This window comes from Rhodococcus sp. PSi06, assembly GCF_054960675.1.
The window spans coordinates 1-22,290 of sequence record NZ_JBHNYO010000024.1 but is presented as its reverse complement, the minus strand read 5'-3'; the positions used below and the strand labels follow the sequence as shown (position 1 = coordinate 22,290).

General features: G+C 65.5%; 17 protein-coding genes and 2 tRNA genes. 11 read left to right on the top strand and 8 right to left on the bottom strand.

Annotated features, from left to right (window positions below; translation table 11 throughout):
* Positions 1-38: 38 nt before the first annotated feature.
* From ACFI9K_RS24470 to ACFI9K_RS24455, 4 genes are read left to right on the top strand one after another with little or no spacing between them, the layout of a single operon-like run.
* Entirely contained in the window at positions 39-797 is a 759-nt protein-coding gene (locus ACFI9K_RS24470) for a cyclic nucleotide-degrading phosphodiesterase (RefSeq protein ID WP_462665912.1), read from the top strand.
* Positions 798-818: 21 nt separating this feature from the next.
* Entirely contained in the window at positions 819-1,604 is a 786-nt protein-coding gene (rph, locus tag ACFI9K_RS24465; RefSeq protein ID WP_462665911.1) for a ribonuclease PH, read from the top strand.
* A complete protein-coding gene (gene rdgB / locus ACFI9K_RS24460) occupies positions 1,597-2,211 on the top strand; it encodes an RdgB/HAM1 family non-canonical purine NTP pyrophosphatase (protein ID WP_222095928.1) in 615 nt (204 codons plus the stop codon). Before rph ends, rdgB begins: the two co-directional genes overlap by 8 nt.
* A gap of 2 nt (positions 2,212-2,213) precedes the next feature.
* Positions 2,214-3,023, top strand: coding sequence for an esterase/lipase family protein (locus tag ACFI9K_RS24455; RefSeq protein ID WP_462665910.1), 810 nt, complete (start codon positions 2,214-2,216; stop codon positions 3,021-3,023).
* A 2-nt stretch (positions 3,024-3,025) separates the two neighbouring features.
* Here the strand turns inward: ACFI9K_RS24455 and ACFI9K_RS24450 are convergent, their stop codons facing one another.
* The 3 genes from ACFI9K_RS24450 to ACFI9K_RS24440 all read right to left on the bottom strand — a co-directional run bounded on the left by ACFI9K_RS24450 (position 3,026) and on the right by ACFI9K_RS24440 (position 3,963).
* On the bottom strand, positions 3,026-3,379 hold the full coding sequence (locus ACFI9K_RS24450) for a DUF3817 domain-containing protein (RefSeq protein WP_462665909.1): 354 nt from the start codon (positions 3,377-3,379) through the stop codon (positions 3,026-3,028).
* Positions 3,376-3,777 (bottom strand): transcriptional regulator, encoded by a 402-nt coding sequence (locus tag ACFI9K_RS24445; protein ID WP_222095925.1) that lies wholly within the window; start codon positions 3,775-3,777, stop codon positions 3,376-3,378. Before ACFI9K_RS24445 ends, ACFI9K_RS24450 begins: the two co-directional genes overlap by 4 nt.
* Positions 3,778-3,878: 101 nt before the next feature.
* Positions 3,879-3,963, bottom strand: a tRNA-Leu gene (locus ACFI9K_RS24440).
* A gap of 118 nt (positions 3,964-4,081) precedes the next feature.
* Here ACFI9K_RS24440 and ACFI9K_RS24435 point away from each other — a divergent pair.
* The gene (locus tag ACFI9K_RS24435; RefSeq protein ID WP_462665908.1) at positions 4,082-4,873 is read left to right on the top strand and encodes a TetR/AcrR family transcriptional regulator; all 792 of its coding nucleotides are present in this window, start codon (positions 4,082-4,084) and stop codon (positions 4,871-4,873) included.
* Here ACFI9K_RS24435 and ACFI9K_RS24430 read toward each other — a convergent pair.
* Positions 4,840-5,571 carry a hypothetical protein gene (locus ACFI9K_RS24430; protein ID WP_462665907.1) on the bottom strand — a complete coding sequence of 244 codons (732 nt, stop codon included), beginning with the start codon at positions 5,569-5,571 and terminating at the stop codon, positions 4,840-4,842. The genes ACFI9K_RS24435 and ACFI9K_RS24430 overlap by 34 nt on opposite strands.
* Positions 5,572-6,006: 435 nt before the next feature.
* Here ACFI9K_RS24430 and ACFI9K_RS24425 point away from each other — a divergent pair, with 435 nt between their 5' ends.
* Together ACFI9K_RS24425 and acpS are read left to right on the top strand one after the other, a co-directional pair.
* A complete protein-coding gene (locus ACFI9K_RS24425) occupies positions 6,007-15,336 on the top strand; it encodes a fatty acid synthase subunit beta domain-containing protein (protein ID WP_462665906.1) in 9,330 nt (3,109 codons plus the stop codon).
* Positions 15,336-15,728 (top strand): holo-ACP synthase AcpS, encoded by a 393-nt coding sequence (acpS, locus tag ACFI9K_RS24420; protein ID WP_222095921.1) that lies wholly within the window; start codon positions 15,336-15,338, stop codon positions 15,726-15,728. The genes ACFI9K_RS24425 and acpS overlap by 1 nt, the downstream gene beginning before the upstream one ends.
* Positions 15,729-15,805: 77 nt before the next feature.
* Here the strand turns inward: acpS and ACFI9K_RS24415 are convergent, their stop codons facing one another.
* Positions 15,806-16,444: a TetR/AcrR family transcriptional regulator gene (locus ACFI9K_RS24415; RefSeq protein ID WP_080729227.1), complete on the bottom strand. Its 639-nt coding sequence runs from the start codon at positions 16,442-16,444 to the stop codon at positions 15,806-15,808.
* Between the two features lie 349 nt (positions 16,445-16,793).
* On the opposite strand from ACFI9K_RS24415, the gene ACFI9K_RS24410 reads away from it, so the two are divergent.
* Together ACFI9K_RS24410 and ACFI9K_RS24405 are read left to right on the top strand one after the other, a co-directional pair.
* Positions 16,794-18,164, top strand: a complete 1,371-nt coding sequence (locus ACFI9K_RS24410) for a hypothetical protein (RefSeq protein ID WP_462665905.1) — start codon at positions 16,794-16,796, stop codon at positions 18,162-18,164.
* 73 nt (positions 18,165-18,237) lie between these two features.
* Positions 18,238-19,602: a M20/M25/M40 family metallo-hydrolase gene (locus ACFI9K_RS24405; RefSeq protein ID WP_462665904.1), complete on the top strand. Its 1,365-nt coding sequence runs from the start codon at positions 18,238-18,240 to the stop codon at positions 19,600-19,602.
* Here the strand turns inward: ACFI9K_RS24405 and bcp are convergent.
* Positions 19,591-20,064, bottom strand: coding sequence for a thioredoxin-dependent thiol peroxidase (gene bcp, locus ACFI9K_RS24400; RefSeq protein WP_222095917.1), 474 nt, complete (start codon positions 20,062-20,064; stop codon positions 19,591-19,593). The two genes, ACFI9K_RS24405 and bcp, sit on opposite strands and share 12 nt — an antisense overlap.
* A 77-nt stretch (positions 20,065-20,141) precedes the next feature.
* Between bcp and ACFI9K_RS24395 the strand changes: the two genes are divergently transcribed.
* Together ACFI9K_RS24395 and ACFI9K_RS24390 are read left to right on the top strand one after the other, a co-directional pair.
* A complete protein-coding gene (locus tag ACFI9K_RS24395) occupies positions 20,142-20,363 on the top strand; it encodes a DUF3618 domain-containing protein (protein ID WP_032408333.1) in 222 nt (73 codons plus the stop codon).
* Between the two features lie 92 nt (positions 20,364-20,455).
* Positions 20,456-20,529, top strand: a tRNA-Lys gene (locus ACFI9K_RS24390).
* Positions 20,530-21,163: 634 nt separating this feature from the next.
* On the opposite strand, the gene ACFI9K_RS24385 is transcribed toward ACFI9K_RS24390, so the two are convergent.
* Both ACFI9K_RS24385 and ACFI9K_RS24380 read right to left on the bottom strand, forming a co-directional pair.
* A complete protein-coding gene (locus ACFI9K_RS24385; RefSeq protein WP_462665903.1) occupies positions 21,164-21,844 on the bottom strand; it encodes a DedA family protein in 681 nt (226 codons plus the stop codon).
* The coding region (locus tag ACFI9K_RS24380; RefSeq protein ID WP_462665902.1) for a phosphatase PAP2 family protein at positions 21,841-22,290 on the bottom strand (450 nt) is incomplete at its 5' end. The genes ACFI9K_RS24385 and ACFI9K_RS24380, both read right to left, overlap by 4 nt.

Here is a 22,290-nt window from a genome sequence, read left to right as displayed (position 1 = left end):
GTTTCGAGTGACGCGCTCGGCGTGGCAGCATGGCCTACATGCGAATTACCGTCCTGGGATGTTCGGGCAGTGTGTCCGGACCCGATTCACCCGCGTCGGGCTATCTCCTGGAAGAAGAGGAGACTGCGCCGGTCGTTCTCGACTTCGGACCCGGCGTCCTCGGGGCGTTGCAGCGTCACGCCGATCCGGGAGATGTGAGTGTTCTGCTCTCACATCTACACGCCGATCACTGCCTCGACGTTCCGGGACTGCTGGTGTGGCGTAGGTACCACCCCAACCCGCCGGAGGGCCGCGCAATCGTCTACGGGCCCAAGGACACCGCGTTTCGGCTCGGAGTTGCCTCGGCCGAGTGCGGCGGGCAGATCGACGACATGTCCGACACCATCGATCTGCGTCGGTGGGTGGACGGCCGCACCGTGGAGTTCGGCAAGCTGTCGATTCTGACGCGGCAGGTGTTCCATCCGCCGGAGTCCTACGGCATGCGGATCACTACCGGGGAAGGCCGCATCTTCACCTACAGCGGCGATACGGGAATGTGTCAGGCGGTGCAGGATCTGGCGCACGGTGCCGATGTGTTCCTGTGCGAGGCATCGTGGACCGACAGTCCCGAGCGACCCGAGGGCGTACATCTGTCCGGAACCGAGGCCGGTCGAATCGCCCGCGAAGCCGGGGTGGGCGAACTGCTGCTCACTCACATTCCGCCGTGGACGTCTCGCGAGGACGTCATCGCCGAGGCCAAAGCGGAGTTCAGTGGACCGGTGCATGCCGTTCTTCCGGGGGACGTATTCACCGTCTGAGGACGCGCTAGGCTTCGAGTCGTGTCCAGACGAGAAGACGGCAGGGCGGACGACGAGCTCCGCAACATCAAGATCACCCGTGGATTCACCAGTCATCCGGCAGGGTCGGTGCTGGTCGAGTTCGGCAACACCAGGGTGATGTGCACGGCCAGCGTCGAGGAGGGTGTGCCGCGTTGGCGAAAGGGATCCGGCCTCGGTTGGCTCACCGCCGAGTACGCGATGCTTCCGGCGGCGACACACACCCGCAACGGCCGCGAGTCGGTCAAGGGCAAGGTCGGCGGACGCACCCAGGAGATCTCTCGCCTGGTCGGTCGTTCACTGCGTGCCTGCATCGATCTGGCCGCCATCGGTGAGAACACGATCGCGCTCGACTGCGACGTACTCCAGGCGGACGGCGGCACCCGAACTGCTGCCGTCACCGGAGCATTCGTCGCGCTCAACGACGCCGTCACGTACCTGCGGGCAGCCGGACGACTCGCCGACCCGCAGCCGATTTCCTGCATGATCGCCGCGGTCAGCGTCGGCGTCGTCGACGGACGGGTGCGTCTCGATCTGCCCTACGAAGAGGACTCCCGCGCCGAGGTCGACATGAATGTGGTCGCGACCGACACCGGCACTCTGGTGGAAATTCAAGGCACCGGAGAAGGCGCGACCTTCCCGCGCACGACACTCGACAAGTTGCTCGACTCCGCGTTCGTCGGCATCGAGAAATTGTTCGAGGTTCAGAAGGAAGCTCTGGCCCTGCCGTACCCGGGGAACCTACCCGAGCCGGCCGCTGCGGGATCGAAGAAGAAGTTCGGTGCCTGATTCCAAGCTCCTGGTCGCCAGTCGCAATGCGAAGAAGCTACGCGAACTGCGGCGGGTCCTCGACGCTGCCGGTCTCGTCGGTATCGAGCTGATCGGTCTCGACGAGGTTCCTCCCTTTCCCGAGGCACCCGAGACCGGAGCCACCTTCGAGGAGAATGCGCTCGCCAAGGCTCGCGACGGGGCTGCAGCTACTGGATTGGCTTGTGTCGCAGATGATTCCGGGATCGAGATCGATGCACTCAACGCGATGCCCGGTGTGCTGTCGGCACGCTGGTCCGGTACTCACGGCCAGGACGAGGCCAACACCGCGTTGGTACTCGCGCAGTTGACGGACACGCCCGACGAGCGACGCGGGGCGGCATTCGTGTCGGCCTGCGCTCTGGTGGTTCCGGGCGGAAACGAGACTGTCGTCCGCGGTGAGTGGCGTGGAACCGTGGCGCGAGAGCCCAAGGGCGAGAACGGTTTCGGATACGATCCCATCTTCGTCCCCGAAGGTGACGGCCGCAGTGCGGCGCAGCTGAGCCCGGACGAGAAGGATGCGGCCTCGCATCGTGGCCGAGCGCTGAGCAAGCTCGTTCCTGCGCTCGAAGAACTGACAGGGCGGTAATCGTGCGGGTGCGCCCAGTAGTGCGGTGTGCGTCGGTTGCGCTCGCCGCCGGTGCGGTGTGTCTGACGGGTGTCCCGGCCTCGGCCGCTCCGGTTGCAGGCTCGTTTGCCGAGGCTTTCGCCTTTTCCATCACGCATCCGGGCGTGACGCCTGCCGGCGCGAACGATTACTCGTGCGTCCCCAGTGCCGAGCATCCGGAACCGGTAGTGCTGGTACACGGTTTCCTAGAGAACTCCTACGACAACTGGGGGTCCTTGTCACCGAAGTTGGCCGCCGCCGGGTACTGCGTGTTCGCTGTCGACTACGGGAACACCGGGCCGGTGCCCGCACTGGGAGGTCTGGGATCGATTCCCGACAGCGCTGGTGAACTGTCGACCTTCGTCGATTCCGTGCTCGCGGCGACAGGGGCCGAGAAGGTGTCCATCGTCGGTCACTCGAAAGGGGGCACGGTGCCCCGCTATTACGCGCGCTTCCTCGGCGGGGATCGGACGGTATCCCGGATCGTGGCGCTGTCTCCGCCGAACTATCCGACTGCGGGCCCGCCCGTGCAGGACGACGTGCTGCAGCGACTGAACGAGGGGAGCGACACCGTCTCGGGAATCGAGTACACGACGATCGTCACCCGCTACGACCAGATCGTCGTTCCGTACACCGCGTCGCTGTTGACCGGTGCAGGGAACACGAACGTGGTGATTCAGGATGTGTGCCCGGCCGATGTCGTCGAGCACACGGGAATTTCGTACGATCCGACGGCGCAGCAGCTGGTCGAGAACGCACTGGACACAGAGAATGCGCAGCCGATCGACTGCTGAGGTCAGATGGCGAAGTCGGCTTTGACCTGCTTGGTGCGCTTGTGCTCGATGTAGAAGGACAGGAACGGAACGGTGCCGGCAAGCAGGGTGCCGATGGTGCGCCCGGCAGGCCAGCGCACCTTGATTGCGAGGTCGATCGTCAGGATCAGATACACCAGGTAGACCCAACCGTGCACTACGGCAATCCAATTGGGCACGTTCTCGACCTTGAAGATGTATTTCGCAACCATTTCGGTCACGAGGACGAGCAACCAGATGCCGGTGACATAGGCGAGCACGCGGTAGCGCAACAACGCGGATGCGATTTTCTGGGTCTTGTTCGTGGACGCCTGCGTCTTGTGCGGTGCCGAACTCACGTGGTGCTCCTGTCGGTCCCGCGGGATTCGTTCAGCTCCGCGAGGTAGCTGTTGTATTCGAGTAGTTGCCTGGCCTCGGGATCGTCCAGGTCGCTCGCGTCTGCCGCAGGGGCATGACGTTGGGGGAGCAGGTCGAGGGGCACCTCGGTGGGTCCGTCGGGCCGCGCGGCTGCGGTGTCGTCGGGATCCTCGTCCTCGAGGCGGACGAACTTGCGATAGGCGTAGACCACGAACGCCGCGAACAACGGCCATTGAAATGCGTACCCGAGGTTCTGGCCGTTGCCGCCGACTGCCTCGAAGCGTTCCCACTGCCACCAGCCGAGGCCGAGACAGACCGCCGCTGCCACTACGACCAGCGCGATCAACGCGGGTCGACGGTTCGGGCGGGAGGAGGTCACGCTTCGACGGTACCGGAGGTGCTACTACCTGAGGTAGTCGCGTGACGAGTGACCGCGGTGATTCTCACCATGGTCGGCCTCGGTCTTCCTACGATCTATTCTGGTGCGCGAGGGGGGACTTGAACCCCCACGTCCTGAGACACTGGAACCTAAATCCAGCGCGTCTGCCAATTCCGCCACTCGCGCGTGCCGGTGAAGTCTACTACCGGTCCACCGGTAGCCGCGACGCGGTTCTGTGGCCGAGTGCGGTGATCCGAGCTCGTCCCCGACGGGTGGCCGGGTCGAGCCCGATTAGGCTCGAGGAGTGGCACAGAAGAAGGAAAGCTCGTTCGATCCGGCCCGAACACTGGGGCTGCTGTGGCGAGTGGGGGCGAAGCCGAGCCGAACCGGGCTGAGCGTGGACACGATCGTCGACGCCGCCATCGAGCTGGCCGACGCGCACGGCCTCGATTTCGTCTCGATGCGTAACGTGGCGGAGCATCTCGGGGTCGGCGCGATGTCCCTCTACACCCACGTCCCGGGTCGGGAGGAGCTGGCGGATCTGATGATCGACAGGTCCCTTGCCGGCCTCTACTCACATGTCGACGAGCCGTTCTCTGTTCCCGGTGGGTGGCGTCCTGCTCTGCGTTTCGTCGCCGAGCGCAATTGGTCTCTGTATCAACGGCATTCGTGGTTGCTCGAGGCAGAGGGGGTGCGGCCGGTATTGGGTCCGCACACCAACGACAAGTACGAGGCCGAACTACGCCCTCTGGTCGACACCGGCCTGACCGACATCGAGATCGACTCCGTGCTCACTCTTGTGCTCACACACGTCTCCGGCACCGCGCGTGCCCTCGCCGGCGTCGCGCGGGTGAAAGAGCAGTCGGGTATGTCCGACGCTCAGTGGTGGGCGGCTACCGCTCCGATCATCGAACAGGTGATGGATCGTGAGCGGTTTCCGGTGTCGTCCCGGGTCGGGACGGCCGCGGCGGCGTCGTACGACGCCGCCAGCGATCCGGTGCACGCCTACCGCTTCGGCTTGGAGTGCATTCTCGACGGTGTGGAGGTGCTGATGTCTCGCGATCAGCCCGCCGATCGCAGTCCCGCCTCGGAGTGAGACTGCTTCGGCCGGCGTGAGGTGTGTTGGTATCGCCATACTGCGTGTTCGAGCGAGGCGAGGTCGGTGCCGAGTGTGTCCGCCGCCGCTGCGAGGATGACGGGGGAGCGGTTCTCGGCAATGTCGGCGGCGAGATCTCGATGCAGTGGTTCGAGCGCGTCGACGACGAACGTCTGCAGATGAGCGGTTGCCTTCTCGGTTCGAACTCCGAGGTGCATCAAAATGCATTCCCAGGTGATCTCGCCGAGGCCGGGGATCGCACGGAACGCGTCGAATTGTTGCTCGGTGTGGTGTGCGAAGTCTGCAGAACAGGTCAACCCCACCGAGACCAACGTCTGCGCCGCCACCGCTGCGGCGGCTCCCTTGGTTCGACTGTTGCCGGGAACGAATTGGCGGTTGGACAGAATCTCGACGAGCTCATCCGGATCCGAGTTCAGTTCTGCGAGTGTTGTCAAGTCATCGAGTCGGTTATCGCCGCGATGAGTTCGCCACCGCCCGATCACCGCGCGTACCCCGCTCGTGGGACCGCCGTACGGGGCGCGGGCGGAAAAGATGGCATCGAGCAGTGCCGCCTCGCTCTCGCCTCGCCATCCGGGCGTCCAGTGCGGCGAACGTGATTGTGACGCAACGGATTCGATGTGTGACAGGACGGCGTCGAGCTCGGCTGACGTGCAGATGTCTGTAACCGATGAATACATGAATTCCCCCCGAATTCTGCCGACCACCCTCGCGAGGAGTGGTTCGAGTGGAGAAGGTAGAGCACCCCACCGACAGGTGCATCCGACCGGCGTCTGTGCTCGAGATCACATCACGAAAAGATAACGAATAATGCGAGGTTTCCCTCATGTTTTACAGCGACGAGCGATCCTCTCGCCAGCGCGAATGTTGGTTACCGGCGAGTCGGGTAAACAAAAAGTAAAGCCGCTCCGCGAGACGTACTCGCTGGTAGCACTCGGACGTCCGAGCAAACCTGAGGATTTCCTCATGATTTTGTGTCAACCTGGAGCAGCGCGAAGGAGACCTGTCGACGAAGACAGGCTCACGCTTTTGCCCTGTTGCCCACGACGCACCACGGCAGCCATCACAGCGAACGCCTCGACCCCCCGAGGCGTCCACGAGAGGAATCTTCAGCCTTGACGATCAACGAGAGCACACCATCACACGGACGCGGCACGCGTAGCAACGCAGGCAAATCCCCTGGAAGCAGTGGCGGCTCTCGGACTCTGGCAGATCGTTTCGCCGCGGGCGAGCCCTACGCTCTGGCATTCGGTGGTCAAGGCGCACCGTGGCTCAGCTCCCTCGAGGAACTGGCCCGCGATTCCGCGCTCGAGCCCGAACTCACCGATCTCGTCAACGAGGCTGCATCCGTACTCGCGCCCGTTTCCGACGAGTTGCTGGTCGTCCGCTCCGTCGGATTCGACCCCATCGGCTGGATGCTCGAGCAGGACCTCGCCGACGACGACACCGCCGGCTCCTACGGTCCCTCCGAAGCGGCGTTGACATCGGCTGCAGTATCTCTGCCCGGCGTCTTCCTCACTCAGGTCGCAGCATTGCGTGCACTGAAGCTGCAGGGCCTCGATCCCGCCCAGACCCCGCCGGTCAAGGTCGTCGGACACTCGCAGGGCCTCATCGCCGCCGAGTCGGTCGCTGCCGACGGCGCGCAGGATGCGAACTTCCTCGCGATCGCGCAGCTCGTGGGTGCCGCAGCAGGCCTCGTCGGCCGTCGCCGCGGAATCATCGGTGCCGGCGACCGCGCGCCGATGGTCTCGGTTGCCAACGTCGAACCCCAGCGTCTGCAGGCCATCATCGCCGATCTCGCGATCGACGGAGCGCCGGAGCGATCCGCCGCACTCGCCATCCGCAACGGCCGCCGTCGCGTCGTACTCTCGGGACCGCCGGCCCAGCTGGCCCGCGTTCAGGAGAAGTGCGAACAGATCGCCGCCGAGGAAGAGCGTGAGCGCGACGCCAAGAAGCGTGGCGGTGCCGTGTTCGCCCCGGTCTTCGAGCAGCTCCCGGTCGAGATCGGTTTCCACCATCCCGCCCTCGCGGACGCTGTCGAACTCGTCAGCGCCTGGGCGCAGCGCTGTGGACTCGACGTCGAGCTCGCTCGCGACCTCGCGCAGAAGATCTTGGTCGATTCCGTCGACTGGGTCGACGCCATCGACGGCGTTGTCGACGCCGGTGCCGACTGGATCCTCGATCTCGGTCCGGGTGATCTGCTCACCCGGATGACCACCCCGGCACTGCGGGGACAGGGCGTCGGAATCATCGCCGCGTCCTCCCGCGGCGGCCACCGCAATCTGCTCACTCCGGGAGCTGCACCCGAGGTGCAGCCCGCATGGTCTGCCTTCGCGCCCAAGCCCGTGACGCTGCCTGACGGCCGCGTTGTGGTCGAAACCTCCTTCACGAAGATGACCGGACGTTCGCCGATCCTGCTCGCCGGCATGACGCCGACGACGGTCGACGCGAAGATCGTTGCGGCCGCAGCCAATGCAGGCCACTGGGCCGAGCTCGCCGGTGGCGGCCAGGTCACCGAGGACATCTTCACCGATCGCGTCGCCGAGCTCTCCACACTGCTCGAGCCCGGCCGCGCGATCCAGTTCAACTCGCTCTTCCTCGACCCGTACCTGTGGAAGCTGCAGCTCGGTGGTCGCCGCATCGTGCAGCGTGCCCGCGCGGCGGGTGCGGCCATCGACGGCGTTGTCGTCACTGCCGGCATCCCCGAACTGGACGAGGCAGTGGCCCTCATCGAGGAGCTCTCCGAGGCCGGCATCAGCTACGTCTCCTTCAAGCCGGGTACCGTCGCGCAGATTCGCGCGGTCATCCGCATCGCCAACGAGGTTCCGTCCTACCAGGTCAACGTCCACATCGAGGGCGGCCGCGCAGGCGGGCACCACTCGTGGGAGGACCTCGACGACCTGCTGCTGACCACCTACGCAGAACTGCGGTCGCGGCCCAACCTCGTCATCTGTGTCGGCGGCGGCATCGGAACCCCCGAGCGCGCAGCGGAATACCTCACGGGCACCTGGTCGGCCGTGTACGGCTACCCCAAGATGCCGCTCGACGGAATCCTCGTCGGCACCGCTGCCATGGCCACCCTCGAAGCCACCACGGCACCCGAGGTCAAGCAGCTTCTTGTCGACACACCGGGAACTCCCGACTGGGTCGGGGCCGGAACCGCCAACGGCGGAATGGCTTCGGGCCGTAGCCAGCTCGGTGCCGACATCCACGAAATCGACAACGCGGCATCGCGTTGCGGCCGACTGCTCGACGAGGTCGCCGGCAACGCCGACGCCGTGGCCGAGCGCCGCGACGAGATCATCGCCGCACTCGACGGCACCGCAAAGCCGTTCTTCGGTGACGTTGCCGAGATGACCTACCAGCAGTGGCTCGCTCGCTACCTGGATCTGGCCATCGGCACCGACTCGCGCAGCGACTTCGATTGCGGCGGTGAGTTCACCGATGCCGTTACCGAGGCACGTGAATCGGTCTGGCTCGACATCACCTGGCGCACTCGCTTCCTGGAGATGCTGCAGCGTGCCGAGGCTCGTCTGCACCCGGTCGATCGCGGACCCATCCCCACCCTGTTCGCCGACGCCGAGGTTCTCGAACGTCCACGCGCAGCACTGAAGTCGCTGCTCGCACAGTTCCCCGACGCGGGTGACGTTGTGCTGCACCCGGCCGACATCACCTTCTTCACCTCGCTGTGCCGCATGCCGGGCAAGCCCGTCAACTTCGTTCCCGTCGTCGACGGTGACGTGCGCCGCTGGTGGCGCAGCGACTCGCTGTGGCAGGCACACGACCCGCGTTACTCCGCCGATCAGGTCTGCATCATCCCCGGAACCGTTGCCGTCGCCGGGATCACTCGCGTGGACGAGCCGGTCGGTGACCTGCTGAACCGGTTCGAGAAGGCCACTGCGGACCAGCTTCTCGCCGAGGGTGTCGAGCCGGCGGCCATCGCCAGCCGTCGCCATGCCGAGATCGCGCCCGGACTGCTCGGCATCGTACTGTCGGCTCCGGACGTCACCTGGGCTTCGCGTATGACTCAGAATCCCGTTGCTCGCCTGGGCGATCCGGCCGACTGGACTGTCGATTCCGATTCCGTTGCCTCCCACCCGCAGACCGGGTCCTCGCTGACGGTGCTCGATGCAGAGCACGTCGAACTGTTGGTTCCGCTCGCTCCGGGCAAGGAAGTACGCATCCGTCTGACGGTGCCCGCTTCGACGATCGACGGCGGCGCTCCCGTCGTCACCGCACAGGACGCCCAGCAGGCCATGTCGGCTCTGCTCGGAGTTGCCGCCGGCCAGGAACTTCCGGCCGTCAAGGGTGGTGTCGCGCGGCTCAACATCGCGTGGATCCCCGATTTGATCGCTGATCACGCCGGCGTCACCGGTTCCGGACTGCCGGACACGCTGACCGTCAGCGGCAAGGCCGTGCCCGACGTTCTGGTCGGTGCCTGCTGGCCTGCCGTCTTCGCTGTGCTCGGTGCGACTCGTACTGGCCAGACGGGTCATTCCGCAGGCTCCACTCCAGGTGAGGGCATCGACGTCATCGAGGGCATGCTCGACCTGGTGCACCTCGACCACAGCGTCAACCTGGTCGGCGAACTACCCACCGACACATCCATTCTCGTCGTCAAGGCGGCTGCCGGAGAGGTGCTCGACACCGATCTCGGTCGGGTCGTCGAGGTCACCGTCGAGATCGGTGCCATGCTCGGTGAGGGCCTCGATGCTCCTGCCGTCGCAACCTTGGTTGAGCGCTTCGCGATTCGTGGACGTACCGGCAAGGGCGAGCTGTCCGATCCGGCTCGCGCCGGTGGGTCCCTCAGCGCCGAGGCCAAGGACACCCCGCGTCGTCGTCGCCGTCAGGCCACCATCGTGGCCCCGCGCAACATGGCCGCCTTCGCTCAGGTCTCGGGGGACCACAACCCGATTCACACCTCGGACGCCGCAGCACTGCTCGCCGGTCTCGGTAGCCCGATCGTGCACGGCATGTGGCTCTCCGCAGCTGCGCAGCAGACGGTCACCGCAGTCGATCACGCGGACACCAAGACTCCGCCGCGTCGCCTCACCGCGTGGACCGCACGCTTCCTCGGCATGGTTCGCCCCGGAGCCGAGATCGACGTTCGCGTCGACCGCACCGGATTCGACCAGGGCGCAGAGCTCATCGAGGTGTCCTGCCGTGTCGCCGGCGAACTCGTCATGGTCGCCACTGCTCGCACCGCTGCTCCGAAGACCGTCTACGCCTTCCCCGGACAGGGCATCCAGCGTCCGGGTATGGGACTGGACGCCCGAGCACGGTCCAAGGCCGCTCGCGAGATCTGGGAGCGTGCCGACAAGCACACCCGCAGCGCACTCGGATTCTCGATTCTTGCTGTGGTGCGCGACAACCCGACGACGCTCAAGGCGCGCGGCGTCACGCACAAGCATCCCGACGGTGTGCTGCACCTGACCCAGTTCACCCAGGTCGCGATGGCCGTTCTCGGTGTCGCACAGGTTGCCGAACTGCGTGAATCCGGTGCGTTCGTGGAGGACTCGATCCTCGCCGGACACTCGGTGGGCGAGTACAACGCACTCGCAGCAGTCGCCGGTGTGCTTCCGCTCGAAGCCGTCCTCGAGGTCGTGTTCCAGCGCGGCTCGGCCATGCACGCACTCGTTCCTCGGGACGAGAACGGCCGCAGTGACTACCGCATGGCGGCCATCCGCCCGTCTCAGATCGGCCTGGCCGACGAGGACGTGCAGGGCTTCGTCGCCGGTGTCGCCGAAGAATCCGGTGAGTTCCTCGAAATCGTCAACCTCAACCTGCGCGGTTCGCAGTACGCCATTGCCGGCACCGTCGCCGGCCTCGGCGAGCTCGAGAAGAAGATCGCAGTTCGCCGGGCAGAGTTCGGCGGCAAGGCCGCGTACATCATGGTTCCGGGCATCGACGTGCCGTTCCACTCGACCGTGCTGCGCGGGGGAGTCGACGACTTCCGCAACCGCCTGCAGACCCTGCTGCCCGAGCAGTTGGATCCGGCGATCCTGGTGGGGCGCTACATCCCGAACCTGGTGCCCAAGCCGTTCTCGCTGAAGCGTGAGTTCGCGCAGGAGATCGCCGATCTGGTGCCGTCCGAGCCGCTGAATGCTGTTCTGGCGGACTTCGACTCGTGGGCAGCGCGGCCGAGCGATCTGTGCCGCGTCATCCTGACCGAGCTGCTGGCCTGGCAGTTCGCCAGCCCGGTCCGGTGGATCGAGACCCAGGATCTGCTGTTCGCGGACGAGTCGGACGGCGGCATGGGCGTCGAGCGCTTCGTCGAGATCGGCCTCGGTGCAACACCGACCGTCGCCAACCTCGCGTCGCAGACCCTCAAGCTGCCCGGCCGCTTCGGTCACCCGGTCGAGGTGCTCAACCTCGAACGTGAAGCCGCAATCGTCTACGGCACCGACACCGACCCGGCTCCGGCCGACGAGGACGAGGTGACTCCCGCTCCCGAGGCCGCTGCGGCTCCGGCAGCAGCAGCACCGGCAGCTGCACCCGCTCCGGCGGCTGCACCGTCGGGCGGACCCCGCCCGGACGACATCGCGTTCGTCGCCGCGGATGCCACGAAGATCCTCATCGGCCTGTGGACCAAACTGCAGCTCGATCAGATCGGGCCCGCCGACACCATCGAGGCACTGTGCGACGGCGTGTCCTCGCGTCGTAACCAGCTGCTCGTCGACCTCGGCTCCGAGCTCTCGCTCGGTGCCATCGACGGTGCCGCGGACGCAGACATGGGCGCGCTCTCGGGCACGGTCAACAAGCTGGCCCGTACCTACAAGCCCTTCGGCCCGGTGCTGAGCGATTCCATCAACGATCACCTTCGCAAGGTCTTCGGCCCCTCGGGTCGACGTCCGGCATCGATCGCCGATCGCGTCAAGAAGACCTGGGAACTGGGCGACGGCTGGGCGCATCACGTCACCGCCGAGGTCGCTCTCGGTACCCGTGACGGTGCCTCGGTGCGCGGCGGTGCACTCGGCGGCCTGGCCGACGGCGCTCTCGCCGACGGCACTGCTGTCGACAACGTCATCGATGCGGCAGTAGCAGCGGTGGCTGCGCGTCGCGGCGTCGCAGTCTCCATGCCACAGGCAGGCGGTGGGGCCGGCGGAACCGTCGACGCTGCTGCTCTGGGCGAGTTCACCGAGCACATCACCGGTCGAGACGGCGTTCTCGCCTCCGCTGCCCGGTTGGTGCTCGAGCAGCTCGGACTGGCCGATGCTCCCAACGCCCTGTTGGCCGAGGATCCCGATGCCGCTCTGGTCGAGCTGGTCTCGGCAGAACTGGGATCGGACTGGCCTCGCTTGGTCGCCCCCGCGTTCGACGCCAAGCGCGCCGTGCTGATCGACGACCGGTGGGCAACCGCCCGTGAGGACCTGGCCCGGTTGTGGCTCGGTACCGCAGGCGATGTCGCCGTCGAGTCCTTCGCCGGCGCAGGCAATGCCGTTGCAGGGCAGGCACAGTGGTGGAAGGCCAAGGCCGACTACGAGAACAGGACCGTTCTGGCCGAGACCTTCGGACGCATCGCGGACATCGCGGTTGCATCGGATGACAAGGGTCTGTGGGCCGACGAGGTCGCAGTTGTCACCGGTGGCAGCAAGGGGTCCATCGCAGCGGCGGTGACCGCCAATCTGCTGGCCGGCGGAGCGACGGTTTTCGTGACCACGTCCAGGCTCGACGACGAGCGGCTCGGCTTCTACCGCTCGCTCTACCGCGACAACGCACGTAGCGGAGCGTCGCTGTGGGTGGTTCCGGCCAACATCGCGTCGTACACCGACGTCGATGCGCTCATCGAGTGGATCGGCAGCGACTTCATCGACAATGCCGGTGGCGCAAAGACTCTGGTCAAGGCCGCAACAACGCCGACGATGCTGTTCCCGTTCGCTGCACCTCGGGTCATGGGTGAGATGTCCGACGCCGGAGCGCGCGCCGAGATGGAAATGCGTGTGCTGCTCTGGTCGGTCGAGCGTCTGATCACCGGACTGTCGAAGGTCGGCTACGACACCGACATCGACACCCACCTGCACGTGGTGCTGCCGGGCTCGCCGAACCGCGGAATGTTCGGTGGCGACGGCGCTTACGGCGAGTCGAAGGCTGCACTCGACGCGGTTGTCGCCAAGTGGGGCTCGGAGAAGAACTGGGCCGAGCGGGTGTCCATTGCTCACGCTCACATCGGGTGGGTGCGCGGCACCGGCCTGATGGGCGGCAACGATCCCATCGTCGAGGCCGTCGAGGCCGAGGGTGTGCGCACCTGGTCGACCGAGGAGATGGCGACAGAGCTGCTCGAACTGTGCACACCCGCTGCTCGCCGTCAGGCTGCGCAGGAGCCGATCGTCGCCGATCTCACGGGCGGCTTGGCCAACACCAAGCTCAACCTCGTCGAGCTGGCTCGTGATGCGGCTGCGGCCGTCGCCGAGAAGACCGAAGAGGCAGTGGACAACTCGGTCATCGCGGCACTGCCCGCACCGCCGCGGCTGTCGACGTCGACCACGGCTCCGGCCTGGCCGAGCTTGGACGTCGATCCGAAGGACCTGGTCGTCATCGTCGGCGCGGGCGAGCTCGGACCGTACGGTTCGGCACGTACCCGCTTCGAGATGGAGGTCGACGAGCAGCTCTCTGCCGCAGGCGTTCTCGAACTTGCATGGAACACCGGCCTGATTGCGTGGGAGAACGATCCCAAGCCGGGTTGGTACGACATCGAGTCCGGTGACCTGGTGCCGGAAGAGGACATCGCCGACAAGTACCACGACATCGTGGTCGAGAAGTGCGGTATCCGCACATACGGCGACGACGGCGCGATGGTCAACAACACTGCGCCGCTGATGACCTCGATCTTCCTCGACAACGACCTCACGTTCGTGGTCGGAACCGAGATCGACGCCCGGTCGTTCGCAGCAGCAGATCCAGAGCACACGCTGATCACACCGGTTCCCGATTCGAGCGACTGGCAGGTCACTCGCAAGGCGGGCACCGAGATTCGCGTTCCGCGCAAGATGAAGCTCACCCGTACCGTGGGTGGTCAGATTCCGACCGGATTCGATCCCACCAAGTGGGGCATCTCGCCCGACATGGCGAGCTCGGTGGACCGTGTTGCGCTGTGGAACATCGTCACCACGGTCGACGCGTTCATCTCCTCGGGCTTCAACCCGTCGGAACTGATGCGCTGGGTGCACCCCACGTTGGTCGCCAACACGCAGGGCACCGGCATGGGCGGTATGGAGTCCATGCGCTCGCTGTACATCGACACCCTGCTCGGTGATGCGCGTGCGAACGACATCCTGCAGGAGGCTCTGCCGAACGTCGTTGCGGCGCATGTAGTCCAGTCGTACATCGGTAGCTACGGCGCGATGGTTCACCCCGTTGCCGCCTGCGCCACCGCGGCCGTCTCGGTCGAGGAAGGCGTCGACAAGATCAAGCTGGGCAAGGCTCAGCTCGTTGTCGCCGGTGGATTCGACGACCTGAGCACCGAAGGCATCATCGGCTTCGGCGACATGTCGGCCACCGCGGATTCGGCAGCGATGTCCGCCAAGGGAATCAGTGATCGACGGTTCTCCCGGGCCAACGATCGCAGGCGCGGCGGATTCGTCGAATCTCACGGCGGCGGAACGATTCTGCTCGCTCGCGGCGATCTGGCGCTCGAAATGGGTCTGCCGGTTCTCGGAGTGGTGGCGTACGCACAGTCCTACGGCGACGGAGTGCACACCTCCATCCCGGCTCCCGGACTCGGCGCGCTCAGTGCCGGTCGCGGCGGCAGGGATTCGGCTCTGGCGCTCTCGCTCAACGCACTCGGTGTCAGTGCAGACGATGTGGCCGTGATCTCCAAGCACGACACGTCCACCGCAGCAAACGACCCCAACGAGGCGGAACTGCACACGCGCCTCGCCAAGGCCATCGGCCGCTCGGACGGCGCACCGCTGTTCGTCGTCTCGCAGAAGTCCCTCACCGGACACTCCAAGGGTGGAGCGGCTGCATGGCAGCTCATCGGCCTGTGCCAGGTGCTGGCCAACGGTGTCATCCCGCCGAACCGCAGCCTGGACTGCGTCGACGACAAGATGACCGGTTACGAGCACCTGGTGTGGGCTCGCGAGCCGCTGCGCTTCGGTGACTCGGTTCCGCTCAAGGCGGGCCTGCTCACCTCGCTCGGGTTCGGGCACGTGTCCGGCCTCATCGCACTGGTGCACCCGCAGGCGTTCATCGAGGCCGTTCCGGCCGAGCGACGCGCTGCGTACGTTGCCAAGGCGAACGAGCGGCGCATCGCCGGTCAGCGCAGGCTGATCTCGGCGATGGTGGGAGGCGACTCCCTGTACGAGCGCCCCGACGATCGACGGCTGGGACATGACGGGACGCCGGCCAAGGCGTCGCGCGAACTGGAGGCCAACGTGCTGCTCAACGAATCCGCTCGCCTCGGCGAGGACGACGTCTACTCCTCCGGTCTGCCGGGTGCCATCTGATGGCGATTCTGGGAGTGGGTTTCGACCTGGTGACGGTGTCCGAGTTCGCCGAGCAGATGGAGAAGGTCGGCACGACGATGATTCGCGACAGCTTCACCGCGGGTGAGCGTCGGCATGCCGCGACCAAGAGTTCCGATCCGACTCGCCACTACGCGGCACGGTGGGCTGCCAAGGAAGCAGTGCTGAAGGCCTGGGCCACATCGCGATTCGCGCGTCCTCCGCAGATCGGCGACAATCCGTATCCGTTGATCGAGGTCGTCAACGATGCGTGGGGCCGTCCGTCCATCAAGCTGCACGGGATGGCGCAGGAGTTCCTGCCGACGGTGAAGATTCATCTGTCGCTGACGCACGACGGCGATATAGCCGCCGCGGTGGCGATCCTGGAGGAGTGACTTCAGGCTGAACGAAGCAAGGCCCGTCCGATCCACGAGATCGGGCGGGCCCTTTCGTGTTCGTTCAGCGGAGTGGGTCAGGCGTCGTCGGTGTTGACCGACCCGCCGGAACGCCGGCTCTCCTTCTCGGCGACGAGCAGGTAGGCCATCATGATTCGCTTGAGTTCGGCGACGGCGTCCTCGTGGCTTTGACCGTCCTGCACCGAGAAGTTCAACATCGAGTACACGATGTGCACCAGCACCTGAGCCATGAGGTTCCGGCGGTGCCGCGGTGTCCGCGGAGTCAGCGGGCCCAGCATGCGCGAGACCTGATCGGCGAACTCTCGCTCGTGGATGACCCCGGTTGCCCGCGTCGAGGGCGTCGACTGCATCGCGAGCCACACCTCGCGGCGCGACGGGTCGGTCATCCACATGCCCGCCATGTGGTCGACGAAATTGTTGAGGAAGCGTACCCAGTCCAGTGACGGCACTTCGCCGTCGAATTCGGCGAGCTCCTGTTGAACTCCGACGAGATCCTGGCGATTGAGCTCGCAGACGATGACGTACTTGTTGGCGAAGAACTGATAGAGCGTGCCGATCGGCAGTTCGGCGCGCGACGCGACTTCCTCGCAGGTGAACGACTCGAAACCCACGTCGCTGAGCAGCTCACGCGACGCTTGGAGCAGCGCGTCGAATTTGCGTTGGCTGCGTTCCTGGGTGGGTCGACGGCGCGGCATCAGTTCCTGCGTCTGTGCCGTCGACTCGAGCGCGGCGTCGAGTCGGCGCGAGGACTGAGCACGAGCAGAGGATTCCACCCGGTCAGGCTATCCGGCGGACGTGCCCGGTAGCCACACCTGGTCGGTTCCGTCGGTGTCTACAGCTCAGAGTCTCGACTAAGCGTGGGGCCGACGACAAGGAACAGTTCCGCGTGCTGTGACGAACTCTAAGACTTCTCTGGACCAATTAAACAGTCAACAGGTATGGTTCAAGGAACAGAATCAATTTCCGTGCAGGGTGATCGTCGTTCGGATTCGCCGTACGTCGTTCATGGTCGGGTGCCTCCACCCTGAGCACAGGGAGACTGCCATGGCAACCATTGGCATAGCTATCGAGTCTGGCTCGATGCAGACGGTTCTCGTCGAGCCGACCTCGGGCGAGGTGATCGCCGATCGGACGACGCCGCTCGACCCCGACGCAGCCACCGTACTGACCGAAGCGATCGACATCATGCGCGCCGAGGCCGCCAGTCTCCACACCGACGTCGACGCAGTGGGCGTGGTGTATCGATCCGAGGCCGAACGCACCGACTTTCTCGGTGCTCTCGGAGACGAATCCGTGACGCTGTGTTCGGCGTCCGCGTCCTTCCTGACCTGGCTGGCGCAATCGGAGGAGCTCGCCGACGCGAAGACAGTTCTTCTGTACTACATGGGCGAGACAGGCGTCTCCATCTCTCTCGCGGACGCGACGGAGGCATCGTTCACCCCGACGAAGTCTGCCGAGTTGGATTCGATGTCACCCGAACGCATCGGCAGCACCATTCCGCTGGCATGGGACGTAGTGGATCATTCGGGCAAGAAGCCCGAGTTCGTTGCCCTGTTCGGCGATTCCTCGAGCAATCGGGATGTCATCGACATTCTGGCTCTCGGACTCGGCGTCCCCGTGGTGCGTGTGGGAGATGCAGACCAGATCGCCGCACGCGGAGCTGCGCTTCAGGCGCTCGAGTCCGCGTCCGCCTCGGCGGGGGACGCGGCCGTGACACCGGCCGTCGTGCCTGCAGAGAAGCCATCGGGGAAGTCCGAACCACGCGAAGCCTCCACGTCCGAGGTAATCGAAGCGGCGTCCGACGCGACCATCGAACCCGAGGAGACTGCCCATCCGGACGGTAGCGTCGCGCTTAGTCCGATGACCGTTGCTTCTCCACCCGCCGCGCCACAGTCGGCAGACGCGAAGCCGTCAGGGCCGCGACGTTCCGGCCGCAAGCTCGTCTTCGCTGCTGTGCTGCTGGCCGGTGTGCTGTCGGCAGGTGTGGCAGTTGCCGCGACGTCGCCCGGCGACTCCGAGTCGACCGCCGAGCAAGGCGTCGAACAGCGTGATGCCGGTACCGATCTGGTCGGGGCAACCCGTCTCGTGGAACCCATGACGGCGACGGACCCGTCGGTCGTGGGTGCTCAGGCACCTGCGATCGCACCGCCTCCGGAGGCAGTTCTTCCGACTGTGGATCCGGCGACGGCCGCTGCGCCCGAACCGACGACGGAGCCGTGGGTCACGCAGGCCGCGCCGCGCCCGACCGTGGTCGCTCCCCAGCCTGCGCCGACGAAGGTCGCGCCTCCGCAGTTCACCGTTCCCGCCGTTGTGCCGGAGCCGGGGAAATCGACGGAACAGCTCGAGCAGGAAGCATGGGATCGGCATTGGCAGCAGACCGATGAGTGGATCCATCAGCAGTTGTCCGGGGGCTGACAGCGGGCGCTCTGTGTGACGAGTAATGAGAGACTGGCACGAGCCTGTCTGTCATTACTCGTGTGGAGGATTCATGCCTGCCAAGTTGTCGCCCGTGGACATTCGATCCGACATCGAAGCGGCGATGCCCCGAGCGAAAGCGGAGTTGTCAGAGCTGGTTCGGTTCACGTCGGTGCACGATTCTCGGCAGTTTCCGGTCGAGGAATGTATCGGTGCGGCGCGCTGGGTGCAGCGTGCTTTTGTCGACGCCGGCATTCCCGACGTCCAATTGATCGAGACGGTCGACGGTTCACTGGCGGTGGTCGGCTCACGTCCGGCACCCGCGGGAGCGCCCACCGTGCTGCTCTACTCGCATTACGATGTTCAGCCTCCAGGAGAGCTGAAGCTCTGGGACAGTGCACCTTTCGAGCTGACCGAGCGCGACGGTCGGTGGTACGGGCGAGGATCGGCCGACTGCAAGGGCAACGTGATGATGCATCTGCTGGCGCTGCGGGCGCTGGGGGAGTTTATCGGAATCGGCGTCCGGATCGTCTGTGAGGGTTCGGAAGAGACCGGTACGGGCGGGCTCGAAGCACTGGTGGAGCAGCGACCGGAATTGTTCGCAGCCGACGTCGTCGTCATCGGCGACACCGGCAATGCGCGAGTGGGTCTGCCGACGGTGACGACCACGCTACGCGGTATAGCCAATGTGGTTGTACACGTGGAAACGCTTGCGGGCGAGGTTCATTCGGGAATGTACGGTGGTCCCGCGCCCGATGCGCTCGCCGCATTGGTGCAGGTGCTGTCGACGCTGCGCAACGAGCAGGGCGACACCGTGGTCGACGGCCTCGATGCCGCGCAGACATGGGGCGGCGTCGCGTACGACACCGAACAATTTCGCTCCGATGCCGGGGTGCTCGATGGCGTCGAACTGGCGGGCTCGGGCACTGTGGCGGACGCGGTGTGGGCGCGGCCCGCTCTGACGATCGTGGGTATCGATTGCCCGCCCGTGGTTGGGTCTGCTGCAGCGATCTCACCGCGTGCGAGCGCGCGGCTCAATCTGCGTGTGCCGCCGGGGATGGACCCGCGGACGGCCCAGGATGCTCTGGTGGCTCACCTCGAGGCGCGGACGCCGTGGAGTGCCCGCCTCACCGTCGAGCGTGAGGCTCTTGGATCGCCGTTCCGGGCACGAACGGACGGACCGGGTTACTCGGCGCTGTCCGACGCGCTGGAGGAAGCCTTCGGGCACCCGATGGGGACGGCTGGGCAAGGCGGTTCCATCCCGCTGTGCAACGCGTTGGCCCAGATATTACCGGACGCCGAGATCGTGCTCATGGGGGTCGAGGAACCTCGGTGCCGGATCCACGCCCCCAACGAGAGCGTGGATCCGACGGAGATCGCGAAGATGGCCGTCGCCGAGGCGTTGTTCCTGCAGCGGCTCGCGGGGTCAGACAGCTAGATCGCGGCGAAGCTTGGCGACGTGGCCGGTGGCGCGGACGTTGTACTGCGCCACCTCGATCTTGCCGGATTCGTCGACGAGGAACGTCGAGCGGATGACGCCCTCGTATACCTTGCCGTAGTTCTTCTTCTCCCCGAATGCGCCCCACGCCTGCAGGGTCGTCTTCTCCTCGTCGGAGAGGAGCGGGAACGTCAGTTCTTCCTTGTCGCGGAACTTGGCGAGTTTGGCGGGCTTGTCGGGGGATATGCCGATGACCTCGAGGCCTTCGCCGTTCAACTCGGCGAGGCTGTCACGGAAGTCGCAGGCCTGCTTGGTGCAGCCCGGGGTGCTCGCGGCGGGGTAGAAGTACACGATCACCTTCTTGCCGGCGTAGTCGGCGAGGGAGACGTCGTTGCCGTCCGCATCGGGGAGGGTGAACGCCGGAGCGGTGTCGCCCGGTTCGAGCTTGCTGTATTCGGTCACCGCACGAGAGTATCGAAAGATCGTCGTGCTCTAGGCTCGACTGCGACCGAGACTATTTGCAACAAGTTGGAGGACACGTGGCCAAGGACACCGACCGAATCGAGCGCGAGATCGAGGCCGCTCGCAATCAGCTCGCCAGCACCCTGGACGAGCTGAGCGTCCGTGCCAGCCCCAAGAACATCGTCGCCAACACCAAGCAGTCCGTGGTGGCCAAGCTGAACGAACCGCCGGTGAAGTTCACGCTGCTCGGAATCGGCGCAGTGGTGGCAGTTCTCGTGGTGCGCAGGATCTTCAACTGACGCAACAGGTGCTCCGACCAGCCGATTTCACATCTGGCCGCATCTGCTGTTAATGTTTCTCCCGCACCGCAGAGAACACGCGGTGCGGATCGGCGCCATTAGCTCAGTTGGTTAGAGCAGCTGACTCTTAATCAGCGGGTCCGGGGTTCGAATCCCTGATGGCGCACACCAAGTGCCCCTGAACAGCATATTCGCTGTTCAGGGGCAGTTTTCGTTGTCTGGGTACGCGTAGGCGACCGCAAGCTTCGCGAAAATCGACAACTCCCTGACCTGCGGGTTCTCAAGCGGCGTAGGGCGTTTCGGAGACTTGACTCTTAATCGCGAATACAGGGAGTCAGGTTCTGGCTGCTATGCTGCTGACCTGCGATTCGAGTGCTAGATTCGCCCCCTCGGGTAACCATGGACGCCTGTGGACGCTATGGTCATCACTTACTCATCACTTTGAGCCACCGGCGACCGGTCTAAGGCCGCTGACCGGTGGGGAAGTTCGAGCGGGTCTTGTCGATTCACAAGTCCGTTCGGAGAGACGGCAGAGCCGCGCTTTGTAGCGTGATTTTAGATATGGCCGCGGTTCGCAGTGCTCAGTGAGCCTCATGAGATATCGAGACCTCGGTGCGGCGGCGTCCGTCAAGTTCCTGGACAAGCCCGTGTCCGTAAGTGATGACGCGGCGGGGCATCACGCCCCACCTGTCGGGCTTCGGTTCGCCGGCGCGGTCAGCGGCTGGAGGGGACCGGCTCAGCGACCGCGGGGGGAGTTTTCGGCGTGCGTCGCCTCGAAGCGTGTTCGCTGGCAGCTTCGTTCAGTGCCGGGCGGCGGAACTGGTATGGGGGTCGGGGCGGTGCCCGGGTCGGGGTGGTGTTCTGTGTGCTCTGGAACGGGAGCGCAGGTAGTTGGCGGCGATCGGGAGTATCGACAGGACGACAACCCCGATGAGGATGACCTCGATGTGGTTGCGCACGAACGGGATTCCGCCGAGTAGGTAGCCGAGCATCGGTACGCCGGCACCCCATACGAGGGCCCCGATGACGTTGTAGACGAGGAACGTTCGGTATCTCATACCCGACGCCCCCGCCATGACGGGTGCGAGTGTCCGGACGACGGGAACGAACCTGGCGAGTACGACAGTGCGGGCACCGTAGGTGTCGAAGAACGACTGCGCGCGGGCGAGCTGCGCAGGGCCGAGCCGTTTGGCACCGGGTCGGTCGAAGACAGCAGGGCCGGCGGCGCGGCCGATCAGGTAGCCGCATTGATCGCCGAGTGCGGCGGCGATCGGTGCGGACACCAGGATCACCCACAATGGAACGAACGGATCGGCCTGCGCAACGAGCACTCCTGCGGTGAAGAGCAGAGAGTCGCCGGGGAGAAAGAACCCGATCAGAAGACCCGTCTCGACGAACAAGGCGACGAGCAGCCCGATCAACCCGAATGTCGCGACGAGCGTGCTCGGGTCGAGGACGCCGCCGGTCAATCCCGATGTCACAGCGAGATCCTGTTCATCAGCAGGCGAGGTGGCGCCGCATCGGTGGTGCCGCCGGAGTCGACACGATGCAGTGCGTAACCGCCGAGGGTGACTGCGCAGGCTGCGAGGAGCGCGCCGGCGACAACGTCGGTGAGCCAGTGGACGCCGAGATACATCCGTGTGCACGCAACGGCAACGACGATCGCGACGGCGATTCCGAGGAACAGTGTCCGTACCGCCCTCGATCGCCGCGTGCCTGCGAGGAGGGCGAGCATCAGTGACAGGGCGGCGGTCCCGGTGACGTGCCCTGACGGGAAGGAGAAATCGGTTTCGAGCATCAATTGGGTCGACTGCGGCGGCCGCTCGCGTCCGACGATCAGTTTCACGATCGTGCACAGCATCGATGCCGAGGCGACGGTCGCCAGCATCACCAGTGCCGGGCCGTAGTGTGTGGTTCTCCACACGAT